The organism is Flavobacterium gelidilacus DSM 15343, from assembly GCF_000422685.1.
Lineage (GTDB): Bacteria > Bacteroidota > Bacteroidia > Flavobacteriales > Flavobacteriaceae > Flavobacterium > Flavobacterium gelidilacus.
This window is the reverse complement of record NZ_AUGN01000004.1, coordinates 304,672-326,016: the sequence shown is the minus strand read 5'-3', so window position 1 is coordinate 326,016 and position 21,345 is coordinate 304,672. Positions and strand designations below refer to the sequence as shown.

The window sequence follows — 21,345 nt, the reverse complement described above, 5'->3', positions numbered from 1 at the left end:
TATTTGCACACCCTTATTTCAAGGGCAATAGACAGCAAATAGAATAAAGAATGAATTTTATACTAAGAGATAATAAAAATAAAGTGTACCAAAGCTTTTGGGGAGAAAGCAAAGAAAACGAACAACGCATTGCCCAAAACACCAAAACAATATACCTCAAAACAAAACAACATCTGATCATAAATTACGTCACTCCAAATTTTGACATAGAAGAGCACCTAGGCACTGGTTGGAAAAACGATCAAGAATTATACAATCGCTTAATAGACCATTATAACAGCTTGGAGTACGAAAACCTTAAACCGTAGCAAGCATAGTACATAGAAGTTCCTCTACCACTTCCCTCTTATTCTAAAATACCTTTAGTAACCAAACCTTGAATATCCCTCAAAGAAGTATCAGTAGACACTTTTGTGATTTTAGTATATTTAAAAAAACTAAGTTTGCCAATAAATCATCTTACAGTAACTACAATATCTTTTGTTACCTAGCATTGAAAGTAATCTTAAGATGCATTTCCTCAAAAAAAAACCCCCTTTAAGGTCAAAGAAGTAGTGACATCAGTATATGTTTTAGAAACCAACAAGAAAGTAACAAAACTATTCAAGCAGGATAAAATAAAGATAATTACCTCAAAAAAGAACAAGGATTAAAAGAGGAGAAATAATTATCCAATAAATTTCGACATTAATAATACTACGCAATTCGGGAATTATACTATTCAATTCGGGAATTAAACAAACAACAATTTTTCATAATCAATACCAAACTATAGATTTGCTACCTAACTAATCAATGATCAGCTTAGCAAATGAAAAACTTTTCAGACGGTTTACTAACCTCACTAGAAAAACAGTTAGAAACAATTTACAGAGTAGATGACAGACCAATTGTACATGCCGAAAAAGCTATCAAAGCAACTATAAGTACATTTGAAGAATTAAAATCCTTTGTCATAAAATATACTTTTAACAGCAAAGACGAAGAAATAGAGTTTTTCAAAAATATAAAACCAAAAGTAGCCAGCAAACTGATTTACTACAACGAAATCTACAATATAGAAATTAACAAACCATCAGGTTCAAAGAAAGTTGTTAAAAAGTATTATGTAAAAGAACAAACTAAGCTTAAAGACTTCTACTACTCCAATAAAGACTTCTACAAATATTACAGATCTGGAAGTAATAGCTTAGACAAAAAATATTTCCTGAGAAGAAAGCACGATATTCGTTTGACACTCGACAGCTCCTACTTTCAATCGGATTATTCTTTTGCAACATCACACGATTTTAAAGTGGCCCAAATACTAGCGCATCAAGACTTGCAAAAGTATTTAGAATTAAAACTTAGAAAACATAAAATAAATCATATAATAAGTCCAAGCCAACAACAAAATACATCAGCCCTAAAATGGACGGGTTCAAAAGTAGCTTTAGTTGAACTAATGTATGCACTACATACAGAAGGAGTGCTAAACAATGGAAACCTTAGCCTAAACGAAACCGCTAAAAACATGGAAGTCCTATTCAACATAGAATTAGGTCAATTCAACAGAATCTTTTCCGAAATAAAAAAACGAAAAACAATAGAAACAACAAGTTTCCTAGACAACTTGAAACATAACCTAACCAAAAAAATCCAAGATGCTGATGAAAAATAATAGCATAAAAATTTCTCCAAAAACTTCACATCCCTATGCAGGAGCGAACCCACAAAACAGACAACAGATTTTCGGATGACAGATTTTCGGACAACAATCAACAAACGACCAACAACAAATTATAAAGATTTCTCTAATTATTTAAATCTGTGTTCCAAAAAATCAGCGAGCATCAGCGTTTAGCAAAGTCAATCCTTATCATCCGTGTTCTAAAACTACAATCTTATTCAACAACTAATTTCTGCTGTCTCAATACTGTATTACTATCCTTAACAACAATTAAATAAACCCCAGCTTGATAAGTACTAGTGTTTACTTGCAATTCCCCACTTGACGAAGATAATTTATATTGGTTAATAGCTCTACCCGAAATATCATAAACTTCAACGTTTGTATTCTCGACATCTAAATCATATTGAATAGTAACTAAATCCCGGGCAGGATTAGGATATAAAGAAAATACTTTATCTTTTTGAAAATTTGCTGAACTTAAAGGAGTAACACAAACGTTTGGACTTAATTGAGGTGTATTATAATAATTAGTATCATAATTTGTGCCATTCCCAAACTCTCCATAATAATTAGTACCCCAAAACCAAACTGTTCCATCTGTTTTAGTTGCCATTGTAGTATAAAAATTCCTAGCTTGTACAGTATCCCAATTGGTATCTGTCCCTATTTGGGTTGGTACTAAACGATTTGTTGATGTACCATCACCTAATTCACCACTGGAATTTACACCCCAAGCCCATAAAGTACCATTTGCTTTAACACCAAATGAAGTACCATTTCCAGCACAAAAAAACTTCCAAATTTCAGTTGTAACTTGTTGTGGAATATTAGTAACTGTTGGTGTTCCTCCAACACCTAAACCAAGCCCTCCTCCCCAAGACCATAATGTACCATCCGTTTTCTGAGCTAAAATATGAGATCCACCAACACTCATTCTTACCCAATTCGTTCCTGTTCCCACTTGTGTAGGAGTAGATACTGTATAAGTTCCAGAACCAGCAACAATTATTGATGAAGGATTGGAACCCCAACCCCAAATAGTACCATCGGCTTTTATAGCAAAAGCTGTTCTATTAGTTCCTGTTGCAATATCAACCCAGTCAGTGGCTGTTCCCACTTGTATAGGTGATAATTGCTGTGCTGTCGCTGGTGAATTACCTAATTGATATTCATCGTTTTGACCCCAAGCCCATATGGTACCATCTGCCTTAAGCGCTATAGTAAAAAAATACGAAGGAGCAACTTTTACCCAATTAGTAGCAGTGGTGATTTGTTGAAATGTATTAAATTGTTGTGTAGTAGAATTAACTCCTAAACAACCAAATTGATTATTGCCACATCCCCATAAAGTACCATCATTTTTAATGGCAAATGTATTAGCAACACCGTTTCTAACATTATTCCAATGCGTTGCTGTTCCCAATTGAATTGGATTCGGTTCTGTGTCATTTGTAGTTGTTAGATTACCATAAGATGCGGCTCCCCAACCCCATAAACTACCATCTGCTTTTTTTGCTGTTGTATGAGCACCTCCAAAAGTTAATTCTTCATAACATTGAGCATTAGCTCCAATACTAAAAGTGTAAAATAAAATAAATAGTAAAATTTTCTTCATAATAATTTAATTTAAAAGAGGCAGGCAGTGCCTACCTCTTTTGGTTTTTTAATATAATTTTTTGTTATTCTATAATTAATTTTTGTTGCAATAAAATTGTATCGTTTTGTTTTACAATAACAATATAAATACCAGCTTGATAAGTACTAGTGTTTACTTGCAATTCCCCTCTTGAAGAAGATAATTTATAATGGTTAATAACTCTACCAGAAATATCATAAACTTCAACGTTTGTATTCTCGACATCTAAATCATATTGAATAGTAACTAAATCCCTAGCAGGATTAGGATATAAAGAAAACACTTTATCTTTTTGAAATGCGGGAGTACTCAACGGTGTTACACAAATACCTGTAGTTTGTTGCGGTGTATCATAATAGGTACTGCCATAGTTAGACCCATTTCCAAATTCTCCATAATAGTTTAAACCCCAATACCAAACTGTTCCATCCGTTTTGGTTGCCATAGTAGTAGAAAAATTCCTTGCTTGTACAGTGTCCCAATTGGTATCTGTACCTATTTGTGTGGGAACATTGTGATTTGTAGAAGTACCATCTCCTAACTGTCCATTGGTATTAAGTCCCCAAGCCCATAAAGTACCATCGGTCTTAATTGCAAACGAAGTATTAGTTCCTGTAGTAAAATTTTTCCATGTAGCTGTTGATATTTGATGCGGAATATTAGTTACCGATGGAGTACCCCCAACACCTAAGCCTATACCCCCTCCCCAAGACCATAATGTACCATCTTGTTTCTGTGCTAATATATGAGCTGGTCCCAAACTCATCTTTACCCAATCGGTATCTGTTCCTACTTGTGTGGGTGTGCTTACGCTAGAAGTTCCAGAACCAGCAACAATTATTGAAGAGGGATTGGAACCCCAACCCCAAATAGTACCATCTGCTTTTATAGCAAAAGCTGTTCTACTAGTACCTGTAGCAATTTCTACCCAATCAGTTGCAGTACCCACTTGTATTGGTGATAATTGCTGAGCTGTTGCAGGTGAATTACCTAATTGATAAGTATCATTTTGTCCCCAAGCCCAGATTGTACCATCAGATTTTAAAGCAATAGTGAAAAAATAAGATGGTGCCACTTTTATCCAATTAGTAGCAGTGGTGATTTGTTGAAATGTATTAAATTGTTGTGTAGTAGAATTAACTCCTAAACAACCCAATTGATTATTGCCACATCCCCATAAGGTACCATCATTTTTAATGGCAAATGTATTAGCAACACCATTTCTAACACTATTCCAATGCGTTGCTGTTCCCAATTGAATTGGATTCGGTTCAGTGTCATTTGTAGTTGTTAGATTACCATAAGATGCGGCTCCCCAACCCCATAAACTACCATCTGCTTTCTTTGCTGTTGTATGAGCACCTCCAAAAGTCAACGATTCATAACATTGAGCATAAGTTCCGGTAGTAAAAGAGTAAAATAAAATAAATAGTAAAATTTTCTTCATAATAATTTAATTTAAAAGAGGCAGGCAGTGCCTACCTCTTTTGGTTTTTAATATAATTTTTTGTTATTCTATAATTAATTTTTGCTGTAATAAAATCGTATCGTTTTGTTTGACAATAACAATATAAATACCTGCTTGGTATGTACTAGTGGTTAATTGCAGTTCTCCTTTTGAAGCAGCCAGTTTATAAGTATTAATAGCTCTACCAGAAATATCATAAATCTCAACAATAGCATTATCAATACCTAAATCATACGCAATAGTAACAAAATCCTGAGCAGGGTTAGGATACATTGAAAACATTTTATCTTTTTGAAAAACAGGACCAGCCAGTGCAGTAACACAAACACCTGTAGTCTGCTGTGGAGTGTTATAATAATTAGTATCATAACTTGTACCATTACCAAACTCACCATAATAATTTTCTCCCCAATACCAAACCGTACCATCAGTCTTTGTTGCCATTGTAGTAGAAAAATTTCTTGCTTGTACAGTATCCCAATTGGTATCTGTTCCTATTTGGGTTGGTACTAAACGATTTGTTGATGTACCATCCCCTAACTGTCCATTGGTATTTACACCCCAAGCCCATAACGTTCCATCTGCTTTAATACCAAATGAAGTACCTGAACCATTTGAAAAATTTTTCCATGTATCATTAGTTACTTGTTGAGGAATATTAGTTACTGAAGGAGTTCCTCCAACTCCTAAAGCTGTACCTCCTCCCCATGACCACAAAGTACCATCTTGTTTTTGAGCTAAAATATGTTGACCACCAACACTCATTTTTACCCAATCAGTTGATGTGCCAACTTGTGTAGGAGTAGATACTGTATAAGTACTAGAACCAGCAACAATAATGGAAGATGGGTTTGAACCCCAACCCCAAATTGTACCATCGGCTTTTATAGCAAAAGCTGTCCTACTAGTTCCTGTAGCAATTTCTACCCAATCAGTTGCAGTTCCTACTTGAATGGGAAATAATTGTTGAGATGAAGCTGGCGAATTACCTAATTGATACTCATCATTTTGACCCCATGCCCATATAGTTCCATCTGCTTTTAAAGCAATAGTAAAAAAATAAGATGGTGCTACTTTTATCCAATTGGTCGCAGTGGTGATTTGTTGAAATGTATTAAATTGTTGCGTTGTAGAGTTAACGCCCAAAGAACCCAACTGATTACTTCCACAACCCCATAGAGTTCCATTATTTTTAATGCAAAAGGTATTAACAACACCATTTTTTAAAACACTCCAATCATTTGCTAGTCCTAATTGAATTGGTAACGGTTCTGAATCATTACTATTATTGGTACTCAATTCGCCCCAAGCTGATAATCCCCAACCCCACAAAGTACCATCAGCCCTTTTTGCTGTGGTATGAGAACCTCCAAAAGTTAATTCTTCATAACATTGAGCATTAGTACCAGTACTAAAAGTGTAAAATAAAATAAAAAGTAAAATCTTCTTCATAATAATTTAATTTAAAAGAGGCAGGCAGTGCCTACCTCTTTATAATAATCTAGATTTCCTTTATTCAACAACCAACTTCTGCTGTTGCAACACCGTATTATTATCCTTAACAACCACAATATAAACCCCTGATTGATAAGAGCTAGTATCCAATTGCAATTCTCCCATAGAACTAGCCAATTTATAGGTATTTATACCTCTACCAGAAATATCATAAACCGAAACAGTACCATTATCAATACCTAAATCATATTGAATAGTAACAAAATCCCTAGCAGGATTAGGATACATAGAAAACATTTTATCTTTTTGAAATTCAGGGTTAGACAATGCAGTAACACAAACACCTGTAGTTTGCTGTGGCGTATTATAATAAGTACTACCATAGTTTGATCCATTACCAAATTCTCCATAATAGTTTAACCCCCAATACCAAACAGTTCCATCAGTTTTTGTTGCCATTGTAGTAGAAAAATTTCTAGCTTGTACGGTATCCCAATTGGTATCTGTCCCTATTTGGGTTGGTACTAAACGATCTGTTGATGTACCGTCTCCTAACTGACCATTTGTATTAAGTCCCCATGCCCATAAAGTACCATCAGCTTTGATTCCAAAAGATGTACTCCCACCTGCACAAAAATACTTCCATACATCAGTAGATATTTGTTGCGGAATATTAGTAACTGATGGACTTCCTCCCACACCTAATCCAAAACCACCTCCCCATGACCATAAAGTACCATCTTGTTTTTGAGCTAAAATATGTTGACCACCAACACTCATTTTTACCCAATCAGTTGATGTGCCAACTTGTGTAGGAGTAGATACTGTATAAGTACTAGAACCAGCAACAATAATGGAAGATGGGTTTGAACCCCAACCCCAAATTGTACCATTAACTTTTATAGCAAAAGCTGTTCTATCAGTTCCTGTAGCAATTTCTACCCAATCTGTTGCTGTACCAACCTGAATTGGTGACAATTGTTGTGGAGTAGCTGGAGAGTTACCCAATTGATATTCATCATTTTGACCCCATGCCCAAATGGTACCATCTGATTTTAAAGCAATAGTAAAAAAATAAGATGGTGCCACTTTTATCCAATTGGTCGCAGTGGTGATTTGTTGAAAACTTGTGAAATTTTGAGCCGATGAATTAACTCCTAAACAACCATACTGATTAGTACCACAACCCCACAATGTACCATCATTTTTAATGGCAAATGTATTAGCGACACCATTTCTAACACTATTCCAATCCGTTGCAGATCCCAGTTGTATTGGCAAAGGTTCGGACACATTAGTAGATGTTAAATTTCCATAAGATGCCGCTCCCCAACCCCACAAAGTTCCATCAGCTTTTTTGGCTGTTGTATGAGCACCACCAAAAGTTAACTCACTATAACATTGAGCATTGATAGTAATTGAAAATGTATAAAATAAAATAAATAGTAAAATTTTCTTCATAATTTTTATAATGTAAAAGAGGCAGGCAGTGCCTACCTCTTTTTAGTTAATGTTAATAATTTTATTTTCTTAAAATTGTTATTCGATAATTAATTTTTGTTGCACTAGTATTGTATCGTTTTCTTTGACAACTACGATATAAATACCCGCTTGATAAGTACTCGTCTGTATTTGTTCTTCTCCTGTAGACGAAGATAATACTTTTTGACTAATACTTCTACCTGCTAAATCATAAATTTCTAAGGTTGCCGTAGATGTATTTAAGGTGTAACTAATGGTTACATTTTCTTTGGCAGGATTAGGGTAGATTTTTATTTCTTGAGTTTCGACAACTAAATTTGCTGTTTTATCCCCATTCATGTTTCCAATTTTAGTACTAAAACCATCACAAGTTGGAATCCTTACTTCAAAATCATAAAAACAATCCTCATAACCAAATTCTCCGACTCCACTTTTAAAATTTCATTTTAGACTAAAACCCTGTAAATCGTATGATTTACAAGGCTTTTTTATTTTTAATACTACTTAAGCTATTAATGAAAGATCAACTAGAAAAAAAACAGTTTACCAAAATAAAAATTGGTACTCTAATTCTTAAACACAAAACAACTATTCATTTCTATCTAAAAAAGTTTTATAGCCGCCAAAATAGTTGAGTAAAAATATTTATTTGTAGAAGTAATTAAATTCAAATTCTTACCTTAAGAAAAAAATCTTAAATACTTTATTAACTTTCGAGAGAAATAATTGTTTATTTATAAAAATAGTTGCTTAATCATAAAATATTTAAAGAACTAAATTTTTATCAAACAAGGAAAGACTCCATGATCTTGAGAAGCTTTGTAAATAATACCATATATTTATTGTAATTAATCAAGTTAAACAGCTTTATTGTGGTACAACTTTCTTACATATTTTTTTTAAAGATAACATTTAATTAAAATTATTACTTTTATTGACTACACATATACATTTTTTATGCAAAAAATAATCTTCATAAAGAGAAATATTTATGGAAATTTTATAAATATATTTTACAATTATACAATGTGAATTTTTAAATATTTTTTTACCTTGTAAAGTTCTTGCTGAGAAAGAATAAAAATTTACACAAATTGAAAACTGAATTAAAAATACTTCACCTAGAAAATAGAATTACTGATGCACAATTAGTAGAAAAAATCTTGAAAAAAGGAAATAATCAATTTGAGAAAATGATTGTTGAGAACATAACAGACTTCAAAAAGGCTATTAAAAATTTTAATCCCGATATCATAATTACAAGTCACACAATTCCATCATTAGATTCTTTCGAAGTAATAAAAATTCTTAAAAAAGAAAAAATAAAGATTCCCTTATTATTACTTTTGGATACTGTTTCTGAAGAATATTTCGAAGAAATAATGAAAGAAGGTGCAGATGGTTATATTTTTAAAGAACGCTTGCATTATCTTCCTTATGTTATTCTTGATGTTATGGAGAAAAAGAGATTAGAACAGAAACTACTAGAAAGTGAAACTTTTAATAAGAACATACTTTCAGCTATAAATACACACATAGGTGTGATAGATTTTAAGGGAAATCTAATAGCGACAAATGAGGCTTGGGATAATTTCGCAAATGAAAAAGAAATAACATCATTGCACAGTATTTCTATAGGTGGTAATTACTTTGAGACTTGTAAGCAAGCAATAGAAATTGGTGATAGTAATGCGACAGAGGTCTACAACGGAATTCAATCTGTTATAAAAAAGGAAAAACTCTCTTTTGAGATGGAATATCCTTGCCATTCAAAGAATCAACAACGATGGTTTGCACTTAGCGTCAAAAAATTTGGAATTAATATAAATAAAGTTGTCATTTCCTTACATGACATTACCAAAAGAAAGATAGCAGAAAACAAACATCTCGACACTTCAGTTGAATTGCAAAAAACACTTTCTGAACTAAGTAAAATACTCGATTCTTCATTAGATGTTATTTGTTCAATAAATACTCAGGGTGAGTTTGTGTATGTGAGTCCTGCATCCCAACAAATTTGGGGTTATACACCTGCAGAGCTAATCGGTAGTAAATTTATAAAAATAGTATATAATGAAGATATTGATTTTACAATCAAAACGGCTAAAAAAATTTATCAAGGACTTACAATACCATTATTTGAAAATAGGTACGTACACAAGAGCGGTAGATTGGTATCACTTTTGTGGTCAGTAAATTGGGATGAAAAGCGTCAATTAGTCTTTTGTATAGCAAAAGATATTACAGATCAAAAACGAATGGAGGAATCCATAAAAAGCGAAAGAGATCAATTTTATGATATGTTTCTAAAAGCACCATCTGCTATTGGTATGTTAAAAGGTAGCGAGCATGTTTTTGAAATGGCAAATCCTCTTTATCTTCAATTAACTGGTAAAAAAAATATTATTGGAAAAACAGTTGCCGAAGTGCTTCCTGAAGTAGTTGAACAAGGATTCATTAGTATCCTAGATCATGTTTACAAAACCGGGGAATCGTATACTGGTTCTGAGATGATGGTTAAAGTAGATACGAAAGAAAATGGTGAAATGACCGATTTCTATATAAACTTTGTTTACCAAGCCTACAGAAATATAAAAGGAGAAATAGAAGGTGTTTTCTTTTTTATAAATGATATAACAGAACAAATAATTTCTAGGAAAGAGATTGAAAAAAGTGAAAAGCAATACCGTCAGATTGTTGAAACTACACAGGAAGGAATTTGGCAACTTGATGAGCATAATAAAATAATTTTTGTAAATAAAAAGATCTGTGAAATACTTGAATATTCAGAAGAAGAAATAATAGGTAAAGAGCATTTATATTTCATGGACGAGCATGAAAAAGAAAAAGCTATTATAGCCTTTGAGAGAAGAAAAAGTGGAATCTCTGAAAATTTTCTCATTAATTTTATATCAAAAAATGGAAAACAAGTTCTAACCAATATATCAGCTACACCTATTATTGATGATCAATCAAATTTTAAAGGATCATTGGGCATGATTACAGATATTACTGAAATGAAAAAAGCAGATGAAGAAAACAAATTCAAAGCCAATCTTTTAAACACTATTGGACAAGCTGCAATTGCAACCGATATAAATGGTATAGTAAACTATTGGAACAAAGCAGCAGAAAATATTTATGGTTGGACAAAAGAAGAAGCTATTGGAAATCATATAGTCGATATTGCGACTACGGAAAACACGAAAGAACAAGCCGAGCAGATAATGGAGAAACTAAAAATAGGTAAAACATGGTCTGGCGAATTTAAAATGAAAAAAAAGAATGGGATCAATTTTCCAGCCTTAGTTACTAATTCTCCAATTTATAATGAAAATAATAACTTAACTGGTATAATTGGAATTTCTTCTGACATCTCTGAAATTAAGAAATTAGAAAAACTTTTAGAAAAAACTAATAGACTAGCAGCAATTGGTAGTTGGGAAATTGATGTGCTTAAAGGAACCGTTTTCTGGTCAGACATAACAAAAGAAATTCGTGAAGTAGATAAAGATTATGAACCAAAATTAGGTGTAGGAATAAGTTATTTTAAAGCAGGTAATGATAAAGACACTATACGTAAAAAAGTTAAAGAATGTAAAGAAAATGGCACTCCTTGGGATGAAGAATTACAAATTTTAACCTTTAAAGGAAATTATAAATGGGTACGTACAATTGGTGAAGGAGAATTTTTAGATGGTAAATGCATAAGAATACATGGAAGTTTTCAGGATGTTACTGACCGAAGAAAAGTAACGGAAGCTTTGCGAATATCTCAGTCAAACCTTCAAGCTATTATAGAAAACACAGATGCTGCTATTTTTTCACTTGATAGTGAATTGAGATACATAGCTTTCAACAAAAGTCTTGAAAATAAAGTTAGATATACATATGGAATAGAATTAAAAATTGGTGACCATGCTGTAACATTTCTTGAAAAATTAGCACCTGAAGAAGCACAATTCTGGAATGATATCTATACAAAAGCGCTCACTGGTGAAACAGTGAAATTTGAAAAAGAGTTTACTGTAGAAAGTAAATATAATTGTTCTAGTTTTACTATTTATCCAATATGGACCAATAAAACCATTATTGGTATTTCTTGTTTTGTTCATGATATAACCACTCAAAAAGAAGAACAAAATCAAAAAGAAAAAATGATTTATGATATTGTTCAGCGAAACAGTGACTTAGAACAATTCTCTTATATTGTATCTCATAACTTGCGTTCACCAACAGCTAATATTATAGGTTTTGCTGATATTTTACAAGATGAAACACTTACTTCGCAAGAACGCAAAGAATTACTTCAAGGACTTTCTGATTCAGTATTAGGGTTAGATACTATCATTAAAGATATTAATACCATTTTGCAAAGTAAACGCGAAGTCCACAAGAAAAAAGAAGTAATAATCTTTTCTAAACTTGTGGATGACATTCAAGTAAGTATAGGGAATTTAATTGATAAAAATACTACACAGATTATTACGGATTTTTCAAAAGTAGGCGAAATATTTTCTTTAAAAGTTTACATTTATAGCATATTTTATAATCTTATCAGTAATAGTATTAAATATAGCAAACCAAACGAACAACAGCTCATTGAAATTAAAAGTAAAGAAGAAAACGGAAAAATAATACTTACCTTTAGAGACAATGGTTTGGGTATTGATATGAAAACCAAAGGCGATAAAGTTTTTGGCCTTTATAATCGTTTCCATTCTCACGTTGAAGGAAAAGGTATGGGTTTGTTTATGGTGAAAACTCAAATAGAATCTCTTGGTGGTATAGTTTCTGTTGAAAGTGAACTTAATAAAGGAACAAAATTTACTATCGTATTTGATAACTAAATTCAAATTAAAATGATACAACTAACAAAACGTTTTCTGTTAATAGACGATGACCGAATTAACAATTATATCACAAAAATGATTTTACAAAAAACATTTGAAGGAGTAGAGGTTATAGATTTTATTGATGCAGAAGTAGGATTGGAATTTATAAAATCTGAACCTAAAAATATTGTTATTGATGAAAAAACTACTCTTTTTCTCGACATCAATATGCCTTCATTATCAGGATGGGAATTCCTCGAAGCATTTGCCCTTTTTGATGAAGAAATAAAAAATCAATACAATATTTACATCCTTTCATCTTCTATTAACACTAGTGACATAAACTTAGCAAATGAAAATCATTTTGTTTTAGATTTTATTGAAAAACCAGTTAACAAAGTAAAGCTTGTCAAACTCTTTAGTTAGTTAAAAAAAGTACCATATTCATATATTGTCATATAAAACAGATTAGATTACTTTTATCATTATTAAATTTTCTTGCAACTAAATATTTTTATTTGAAGAATAAAATCCAAAAGTTACTGTTATTTAACTTTTTTAATTCATCAATTTCCTTTAGAATTCTCTAACAAATTTACCACCAAACAATAAAAAAAGTAATATAAGACTCTTTATATTTTTGCCAACATAATAAAGCTTGTTTTTCTTTAATACTAATATTAATTTGTTTTTCAACACCTTTAAAGTCTGACCAAATTTCGTTTTCAAATGAATCCATTCCCCATTCTTTTTTAGAAGGTATAAAATAAGTTTTCTCTGGATTATCATGGTCAATAAATGTTTCCAAGTTTATGTAGTAGCCTTTTATAGCTTTTTCATAAATAGGGCTAAAACTTGCTTTATATTCATAAGGAATAAATAATGAAACTAATAAACAAAGCGCTTGAGAAACTTCGTTAATTTCTATAGCATTAAATATCGATTTAGCACAATCATGGTAAAGCAACGGAAATTGCTTTGTTTTTAATTTTTCTAATTTCTCTTTTAAAGAATCATTTCTATTTGGTCCAATCCAGTTATTTAATGGTTCTGGAGAAATGTTTGGATCAAATAGATAAAACTTATAGGCTAACTCTATATGAATCAACTGTTTTGTTTTTTCATTTTCAATAATAAAATCAATTTCTCCTATGGTTTTTTTATCTTCAATTACCTGAATATTTTCATATTGCACATTGTAGTTGGTAGATGCTTTAATTAATTCAGAGACTACTTTTTCTACCAAATGACCTAATCTTATGTTGGTTGGTAGTTGAAATTCCAAATCCGCTTTTAGATTTAGTTCTGATAAATCAAAAGTTTCTAAACCCGTAACAGAAAAATCTAAACTATTCGTTTTTAAAATTGATGTTATTCTTGCCTTTGCTTTCATTTAAATTTTTACTCTTTTATGTGAAACTTTAAATTTATACTCCCGTTTTTCTTAAATAAAGTTACCCTAAATCATGAACTTAAGTTACAAAATATTTTAGATGCTTTTGAAGTTGATTTGTATTATTTTTAACTAACTCTAATTTAATTAGCAAGAAAGAAGTTACATAAAAAATCGAATGCAAAGGAAAATTGAATGTCTATTTACAACAAACATAACGAGTAATTAATTAAAGATTTTGTTGTGCTCTAATTATCTTTTCGGCAGTTACATTAGCAGAATATATAGCACCATCCATATATCCAGGAAATTGTAAAGATGATTCAGAACTTGAAATTAATAATTTATCATCAAATAAAGTCTTGCTGAAAATTGGATTTCCATTATTCTCATGAGGATATAAAAAAGTATCTGATACTTCAAAAGTATTTTCTTCTTTGCTCCATACACATTCCTCATAATCAATAAATTCTTCTATTTTTACTCCAAAAGCTTTTTTTAATTGATTAATTACACTCAAACGTCTTTCTAAATAAGTAAGATTCTTAAAGGATGAATTGATAAAACCACATAGTGCGAATTTCGATCTTGCATGATTACAATGATCATATAATTCATTAATAGGACCTGTATTACTATAAAAAGTCCCACACAAGTTTTCTTCTTCCCAAAAGGGTTTACTATAAGTCAAAGCAACCTTAATTGAATCTTCCATCCATGTATGTGTTTGTTTGGCAACATCCATTAAATTTTGAGGTAAATGAGGCTCAAACACTATTTTTTTTGACCACAATTTTGGTGGAATGGCTAAAACAACCATTTTCCCCTCAAATATTTCTTTGGAAATTACTTGAACAGTATTTTTATGGAATTTAATACTCTTCACGGTTTGATTCAGCAAGATATCGTTTTTATCTAGTTTTTTTAACAATGTGTTTATTAAATTAGATGTTCCTTCAGAGATTCTATAACTAGGTTGTTGACTCGGAATTTGTATAGATTGAATAGGTGCAACATCTGAGGATTGAAAAAAGACATTACTATCCATATGTTGTTGAAAATAATCAATCTCTAATTCTTCTAGAAGCGCAAATAGATGTTTATGCTGATTAGTAAACCATGTTGCACCCATTTCTACAGGTGTATTATTTGTTCCATATACAGTGTTGATTCTTCCACCAACTCTATTCCTTGCTTCTAAAATTTTAAATGGAATTCCTTCTTTCTTTAACCGGTAACCTGTCAAAAGTCCCGATAAACCAGCTCCAATTATTATTACCATTTTTTAATTAATTCAATTTAATCTTTTTCTGAAGATTTTTTTATTTGTCATTCCTAATAAATCATAACTTTTTTCAAGTAGCATTAGTATTTTTAACCAATCACTAATTACAACAAATATAAAACAATAAATTACAATTATTAAAAATGGTTCTTTCGATGTCAGTGTGATTGTATACAACTAATATTTATAAACAATAAATTAAAGCTAAAAAAGTATCTAATCTCTTATTTTTATTTACTTCCTATTAATTGAAAGTAATTCTAAATATTTTCGATAAATGATTTATTATTCATATCTTCCTACGAAAATTAACTATGATATTCGCTAACACAAATAAAGAAATAACGCTAATTTATAATTCTGAAGAACATGTTGGTCGACAAATTTTGGCTTACGCACAAATTGACAATATACCTATTCATGACATAGATTTAGTACACATGAAATTGACAACTACACAATGGGCTGAATTAGCAACTAGAATGGGAGTTAATATGCGAGAATTAGTAAACACAGAAAGTTCTGATTTTCTGCAGAAATTTGGACATATGAAACAATTATCGGACGATGATTGGTTAAAATTACTAGTTCATAATCCAAGTATATTAAAAGCACCAATTGTTATGAAAGGAGATAAAATAGTGATGATGACTAACCCTCAAGACATGCTTTATTTTGTTAAATAAAGGTTCTAATAAGAATTAAATATTACTTCTGAGCATTAACTAATTGTTAATAGTTAATAATAAACCTTGTATAATAATTAGGCTCTTAAAAATATATTATAGCTAATCATTAATGAATTAGCTCTAAAACAAACAAGAACATTTTGTCTAATATAAAATTTAGTAAACTTTAAAATTTATAAATAATATATCAGATGCTTTTACTATTTTAGTTTTTTAAGTCCTAAAACATTTATGATTACTGATTCCTTAATAAAGTTTGTACCTTTCTCTCATGATGAATTAAATGACATCCTTTCTCATTTTGAAAAAGAATGTGTCCAAAAAAATCAAGTTTTAATAAAAGAAGGTCAGGTTTGTAATAAATTATATTTTGTAGAACAAGGTATTGGAAGAAGTTATTACCTTAAAAAAGATGGTAAGGAAGTAACGCAATGGTTCTTTGGTGTTGATAATTTTATGTCTAGCGCAGATAGCTTTTTTCATCAAAGTCCTAGCTTTTATTATTTAGAGATTTTAGAAGATTCAGTTCTATATAGTATTACAAAAGAAAAAATGGACATATTATTAGCCAAATACCACAAAATGGAAAAACTTATAAGGCTGTTGTCCATCGAAATGTTTACTAAAATTGTGCATAAACTAAATGCTGTTCAATTTCAGACAGCTAAAGAGCGTTATGATTATATGCTTGCTGAATTTCCAGATATTTCAAACCGTGTGCCTTTAGGTCATATTGCATCTTACCTCGGAATGACGCAAGAAACACTTAGTCGAATAAGAAACAATGTTTCATCATAATAAGTACTAGTTTCATTTTTTGATATAGGTCAAAAGAAGACAGTTTTAATTTGAGTAATTTTGCTTTATAATAATTAAACCCTTTTACAATGCAAACAAGACAACTCCCACTACATATTCTTTTTTTAGCCATTGCATTATTAATTTTATCAACTCCAGCAAAAGCTCAACAATTAGATCCAGCTGTAAAAGATCTTATAAGCAAAGCCTTAGATAAAAGTCATAGTATTCAAATCAAAAGTTTTGATGCACAACAAGCAACTATTGATCAAAAGTTAGCAAAGTCTGTATTTCTGCCTAAAGTTACATTTAATGGTAGTTACACTCGCTTAGATGATGATATAACTTTTGGAAGCGACACCGAAAACCTTTTGTTGGCAACACAAAAACTTCTTATTAAGGAAGCAGCAGGAATTCCTTTCAATAGTGCTTTCCCACAAGGAATTTCATTGACTCCTATTCCTAATTTACAAAATAAAAATATATTAAAATCGGCTATGGATGTCGATTGGATTCTATTCAGTGGTTTTGAAGCTAGTAATGCACTTAAAGCAAGCAAGCATAAAGAAGCCTCTATAAATTATTTAGCTATGGCTGAAAAGGATAAAATAGCTTTAAATATCATAGAGACTTATGATAAACTAGCTTTAGTTTATGCCTCCAAACGTGTGCTAATAGCTTCCGAAAATTACTTAAAAGAACAAGAGTTTTATGTAAAAAAAGCCATTGAAAATGGATTAGCAACGCCAATTGTCCGCAAAAAAATTGAATTAGCTCAACAACAATTAGCTGGAAAAATGTTAGAGTTTAATCAGAATAAAAAGATGCTGATTGAAGTACTTCATCAGCTGACTAGTGAAAGTAAGGAGCGTTTAACATTCCTTAATCCTCAATTAGAACCTTTTACATCAGACTCTTTATCAAAATCTGAAAAGAGAAATGAAATCAAGGCTCTTGAGGAAGCGGAAAAAGCAATCTTATTTAAATCTAAAATGGAAAAAAGCAGTTTTATACCAAAGCTCGCTTTAAAGGGACATTATGAGTTTTTAGAAAGAGATTTATCATTGTTAGACCCAAAATGGTATGTTGCTGTTGGAGTAAAGTGGAATGTATTTGATGCTAATCAATCTAGATTAAAAAGCGAGGCAACTCAATTAGAAGGCATGAAATACAGAGAGCAATTAGATGAAGCTGATGAAATGATTGCCTTAAGCATTATTAAAGCCGAATTGACTTATGAAGCTTCCTTACAAAATACTGATATGATTAAAAAAGAGATTGAATTAACTCAAGATACTTATGAAATGGTTAATAAACAATATAGAAATGATCTTACGTCAATAAGAGAGGTACTTGATGCCTTAAATGATTTAGAAAAAGCAAATTTTAAATTACAACAATCCTATTTTGATCAAAGAAGAGCAGTCACAAATCTTCTTTATGCTAAAGGGAAACTTAATTACTAATAACCGAATAAAAGTTTTAAAAATGAAATCAATAATAAGAATAGTTACTTTAAGCTTTATAATGATAGTTATTAGTTCTTGTGCTAATGATAAAATCACAGAATATAGAGGGAAAGTAAAATTTGAAACCATAGCAGTAAGTACAAAGCTTGCCGGAAGAATTAACAAAATTTATGTAAAAGAAGGCCAAACAGTCAAAAAAGGGGACACGCTTGCTTATATAGATATTCCAGAAGTAAATGCAAAAATGATGCAGGCAGAAGGAGCTATTACTTCGGCAAAAGGTCAATTAAATATGGCTTATAAAGGAGCAACCGCAGACCAATTAAATCAAATTGATGGTCAGATTGATGCCGGAAAAGCTCAATTAAACTTTGCCCAAGAATCCTACAATCGACTACAAGCTATGTATAAGGATTCTCTAGTGAGTTTACAACAGTTTGATGAAGTAAAAATGAAACTTAAAATGGCAAAAGCTCAAGTTGCGTCATTAAATGCTAAACGAAAAGAGGTAAGTAATAGTGCCCGTATTGAGCAAATTGATCAAGCTAAAGGGCAATTAGATAGAGCTGTTGGTGCTAAAGAAGAAGTACTTTCTGCAGAAAATGAAAAATATTTAATAGCTCCAGCAAACATGACTATTGAAACAATAAGTCTTCAAGTAGGTGAATTGTTAACACCTGGTTTTACTATGTTCAATGGATATGAAAAGAATAGCATGTATTTCCGATTTACAATACCAGAATCAAAAATTTACGATTTCAAAGTAGGGAAGAAATTGACTTTAGTTAATCCTTATACAAAACAAGAAACTAAAGGTGAGATCACAGCTATAAAACAACTAGCTAATTATGCTGACATTACAAGTACTGCACCTTTATATGAATTATCAGAATCCATTTATGAACTAAAAATTGTACCAACTTCTAAACAAGAGAATCAGTCTTTTTTTCTAAATGCTACCATTCTCCTAAAACAATAAAACAATGAAAGATTTTATTAGACTAGTTAAAGTAGAATTTTCACGTATTTTTTCAAACAATGTTTTGCTAGCCATTTTTATTGGTGCACCTATATTCTATGGATTTATATTTGGTTACGTCTATCAACAAGGTAAAGTCGTAAACTTACCAATTGTTATTGTAGATCAAGACAATAGCCCAGCTTCTGACAAGATAATTGATGCTTTTTCAGACAATGAAGTCTTAATGATCAGTGACGTTCGCTATAGTACAGGCCATATCCTTGCAGAAATGCCCATAAAGCAATATGCAGCTATCATAACACTTCCAACAAATTTTGAAGCTGATATTTTTCAAAAAAGGCATCCCGAAATACAAGTTGATTTAAACATGGCAAACATTGTAAATGCCAATACTGCAAGTAAAGCCATTCAGTCGGTTTTAATGACCATTAATGCCGGAATTGAAATTGAAGGTTTAAAGAAAACGGGCTTACACCCTACTCAAGCTGTTGCATCTTATGAAAGTTTCAAAATTAATTTTAATAAGCTTTATAATTCAACAGGAAACTATGTAACTTTTATGCTACCTGGTATGCTTGCGGCCATAATGCAACAAATTATTTTTTTAGCAATGGCCTTAGTTTTTTCAAGAGACTTTGAAGATAATTATTTTGGAAGTCTCGTAAAAGAAAGCAGGTTTTCTCTTTACCATATTGCAGTCAAATCTACACCCTTTTTTATAATGATTCCTATAATGTGGGCAATTGTAAGTTTGTTTATTCCTTACTTTCAAATTGAGGCAGATGTCTTTAATTTTCCCATGTTAATTTTAGTCACACTATTAACATTAGCGTCTATGTTTATTGGTATGTTGTTTTCTTTAGCAATTCCTAGTCAACTAAAGGCAACAGAACTTCTAATGGTTATATCTACACCAGCTTTTGTACTTAGTGGATTTACATGGCCAACAATAGCTTTTCCAGATGCTATATCGAATGTGGCACAATTTATTCCTTTAACACAATTTCTAAGTGCTTTTAGAAAGATAGCCTTTTACGGAGGAAACGTATCATCTATTGCTCCAGAAATTAATAAATTATTGCTTATAATTTTTGTTTCTTTTATAACTATGGTGCTATTACTTCAGTATAAAATTTATAAGCATAACAAAAGAACACAAGAAGACTTTAATCTCGAACAAAATTAATTAAGATGGTAGAGGAAAGTGCTTTAGAAAAGATTTATAATAATTATGATCCCGATGTTCTTGGTGATGGGTTTCAAAAACTAACACTTATACTTTCTGATGATTATGAGGGTAAGGTAACAGCTAATTTAATCCGTCGAAAATCAGAAAACGAGTCAGAAAAAGCCATCTTATATATACATGGTTTCAATGATTATTTCTTTCAGGAAGAAATGGCTAAAAAGTTTAATGAAGAAGGATTTAATTTCTATGCTTTGGATTTACGAAAATATGGACGATCTTATTTAAGCCATCAAAAACTTAATAATGTCCGTTCTCTTTTGGAATATGATGAAGAAATAGACCTTGCCTTACAAATAATTAAATTAGAAAAAAACCATCAAGTAATTATAAAAGGTCATTCTACTGGTGGTCTTATTTTAACTAATTACGCGGTAAATCATTTAAATAGCAATCTTTTTCATGGTTTAATCTGTAACAGTCCATTTTATGAATTTAATTTAAATTTCTTGGAACGTCAAATAGGCATTCCCCTTCTTTCATTTCTGGGTAATTATTTTCCTAACATTAAGATATCAGCTGGTTTTTCAGAATACTATGGTCACAGTCTTCATATAGGAAAGCAGGGAGAATGGAATTATTCCTTGGTATGGAAACCTCATAATATACCGAAAGTGAATTTAGGGTTTATTAGATCAATTCATATAGCTCAAAAAAACATAAGACAACATACTATTATAGATGTGCCCGTTCTTGTGATGCATAGTGATAAATCTATAGATGAAAAAGAGTGGTCTGAAAACTATAAAAAAGCTGATGCAGTTTTAGATGTGCATCAGATTAAAAAATATGCTAATAAACTTACTGGTAATGTAATGGTTATTGAGATTGAAAAAGGACTTCACGATTTAGTGCTTTCAAAGAAACCAGTAAGAGAAAAGGTTTACAAAGAAATGTTTGATTGGATTAAAAAAAAAATAATTAAATAATATGAT

The 21,345-nt window shown here is 31.0% G+C and carries 17 protein-coding genes; 10 read left to right on the top strand and 7 right to left on the bottom strand.

Annotated elements, in window-relative coordinates; genetic code table 11:
* Nucleotides 1-50 precede the first annotated feature (50 nt).
* Nucleotides 51-308 carry a hypothetical protein gene (locus G507_RS0104365; RefSeq protein ID WP_026716339.1) on the top strand — a complete coding sequence of 86 codons (258 nt, stop codon included), beginning with the start codon at nt 51-53 and terminating at the stop codon, nt 306-308.
* Nucleotides 309-811: 503 nt separating this feature from the next.
* Nucleotides 812-1,660: an RteC domain-containing protein gene (locus G507_RS0104360; RefSeq protein WP_026716338.1), complete on the top strand. Its 849-nt coding sequence runs from the start codon at nt 812-814 to the stop codon at nt 1,658-1,660.
* Nucleotides 1,661-1,883: 223 nt separating this feature from the next.
* On the opposite strand, the gene G507_RS16410 is transcribed toward G507_RS0104360, so the two are convergent.
* From G507_RS16410 to G507_RS0104330, 5 genes are all read right to left on the bottom strand, one after another.
* Nucleotides 1,884-3,287, bottom strand: a complete 1,404-nt coding sequence (locus tag G507_RS16410) for a T9SS type A sorting domain-containing protein (RefSeq protein WP_051191484.1) — start codon at nt 3,285-3,287, stop codon at nt 1,884-1,886.
* A 64-nt stretch (nt 3,288-3,351) separates the two neighbouring features.
* The gene (locus G507_RS16405) at nt 3,352-4,755 is read right to left on the bottom strand and encodes a T9SS type A sorting domain-containing protein (protein WP_051191483.1); all 1,404 of its coding nucleotides are present in this window, start codon (nt 4,753-4,755) and stop codon (nt 3,352-3,354) included.
* A gap of 63 nt (nt 4,756-4,818) precedes the next feature.
* Entirely contained in the window at nt 4,819-6,228 is a 1,410-nt protein-coding gene (locus G507_RS16400; RefSeq protein WP_051191482.1) for a T9SS type A sorting domain-containing protein, read from the bottom strand.
* A 60-nt stretch (nt 6,229-6,288) separates the two neighbouring features.
* Entirely contained in the window at nt 6,289-7,692 is a 1,404-nt protein-coding gene (locus G507_RS16395) for a T9SS type A sorting domain-containing protein (RefSeq protein WP_051191481.1), read from the bottom strand.
* A gap of 78 nt (nt 7,693-7,770) precedes the next feature.
* Nucleotides 7,771-8,052, bottom strand: coding sequence for a T9SS type A sorting domain-containing protein (locus tag G507_RS0104330; RefSeq protein ID WP_026716337.1), 282 nt, complete (start codon nt 8,050-8,052; stop codon nt 7,771-7,773).
* A gap of 755 nt (nt 8,053-8,807) precedes the next feature.
* On the opposite strand from G507_RS0104330, the gene G507_RS0104320 reads away from it, so the two are divergent.
* Both G507_RS0104320 and G507_RS0104315 read left to right on the top strand, forming a co-directional pair.
* The gene (locus tag G507_RS0104320; protein WP_026716336.1) at nt 8,808-12,563 is read left to right on the top strand and encodes a PAS domain S-box protein; all 3,756 of its coding nucleotides are present in this window, start codon (nt 8,808-8,810) and stop codon (nt 12,561-12,563) included.
* A gap of 12 nt (nt 12,564-12,575) precedes the next feature.
* Complete coding sequence (locus G507_RS0104315; protein WP_035665607.1) at nt 12,576-12,974, top strand: response regulator; 399 nt, start codon at nt 12,576-12,578, stop codon at nt 12,972-12,974.
* A gap of 169 nt (nt 12,975-13,143) precedes the next feature.
* Here G507_RS0104315 and G507_RS0104310 read toward each other — a convergent pair whose 3' ends face one another.
* Together G507_RS0104310 and G507_RS0104305 are read right to left on the bottom strand one after the other, a co-directional pair.
* Nucleotides 13,144-13,941, bottom strand: coding sequence for a DUF1853 family protein (locus tag G507_RS0104310; protein WP_035665605.1), 798 nt, complete (start codon nt 13,939-13,941; stop codon nt 13,144-13,146).
* Nucleotides 13,942-14,170: 229 nt separating this feature from the next.
* Nucleotides 14,171-15,223, bottom strand: coding sequence for a flavin monoamine oxidase family protein (locus G507_RS0104305; protein WP_026716333.1), 1,053 nt, complete (start codon nt 15,221-15,223; stop codon nt 14,171-14,173).
* Between the two features lie 317 nt (nt 15,224-15,540).
* On the opposite strand from G507_RS0104305, the gene G507_RS0104300 reads away from it, so the two are divergent.
* The 6 genes from G507_RS0104300 to G507_RS0104275 all read left to right on the top strand — a co-directional run bounded on the left by G507_RS0104300 (nt 15,541) and on the right by G507_RS0104275 (nt 21,339).
* Complete coding sequence (locus G507_RS0104300; protein WP_026716332.1) at nt 15,541-15,912, top strand: arsenate reductase family protein; 372 nt, start codon at nt 15,541-15,543, stop codon at nt 15,910-15,912.
* Nucleotides 15,913-16,146: 234 nt separating this feature from the next.
* Nucleotides 16,147-16,713: a Crp/Fnr family transcriptional regulator gene (locus G507_RS0104295; RefSeq protein ID WP_026716331.1), complete on the top strand. Its 567-nt coding sequence runs from the start codon at nt 16,147-16,149 to the stop codon at nt 16,711-16,713.
* Between the two features lie 89 nt (nt 16,714-16,802).
* The gene (locus tag G507_RS0104290; protein ID WP_026716330.1) at nt 16,803-18,179 is read left to right on the top strand and encodes a TolC family protein; all 1,377 of its coding nucleotides are present in this window, start codon (nt 16,803-16,805) and stop codon (nt 18,177-18,179) included.
* A 22-nt stretch (nt 18,180-18,201) separates the two neighbouring features.
* The gene (locus G507_RS0104285) at nt 18,202-19,161 is read left to right on the top strand and encodes an HlyD family secretion protein (RefSeq protein WP_026716329.1); all 960 of its coding nucleotides are present in this window, start codon (nt 18,202-18,204) and stop codon (nt 19,159-19,161) included.
* A 4-nt stretch (nt 19,162-19,165) separates the two neighbouring features.
* A complete protein-coding gene (locus G507_RS0104280) occupies nt 19,166-20,350 on the top strand; it encodes an ABC transporter permease (RefSeq protein WP_026716328.1) in 1,185 nt (394 codons plus the stop codon).
* Nucleotides 20,351-20,355: 5 nt separating this feature from the next.
* Complete coding sequence (locus G507_RS0104275; RefSeq protein ID WP_026716327.1) at nt 20,356-21,339, top strand: alpha/beta hydrolase; 984 nt, start codon at nt 20,356-20,358, stop codon at nt 21,337-21,339.
* Nucleotides 21,340-21,345: the final 6 nt, after the last annotated feature.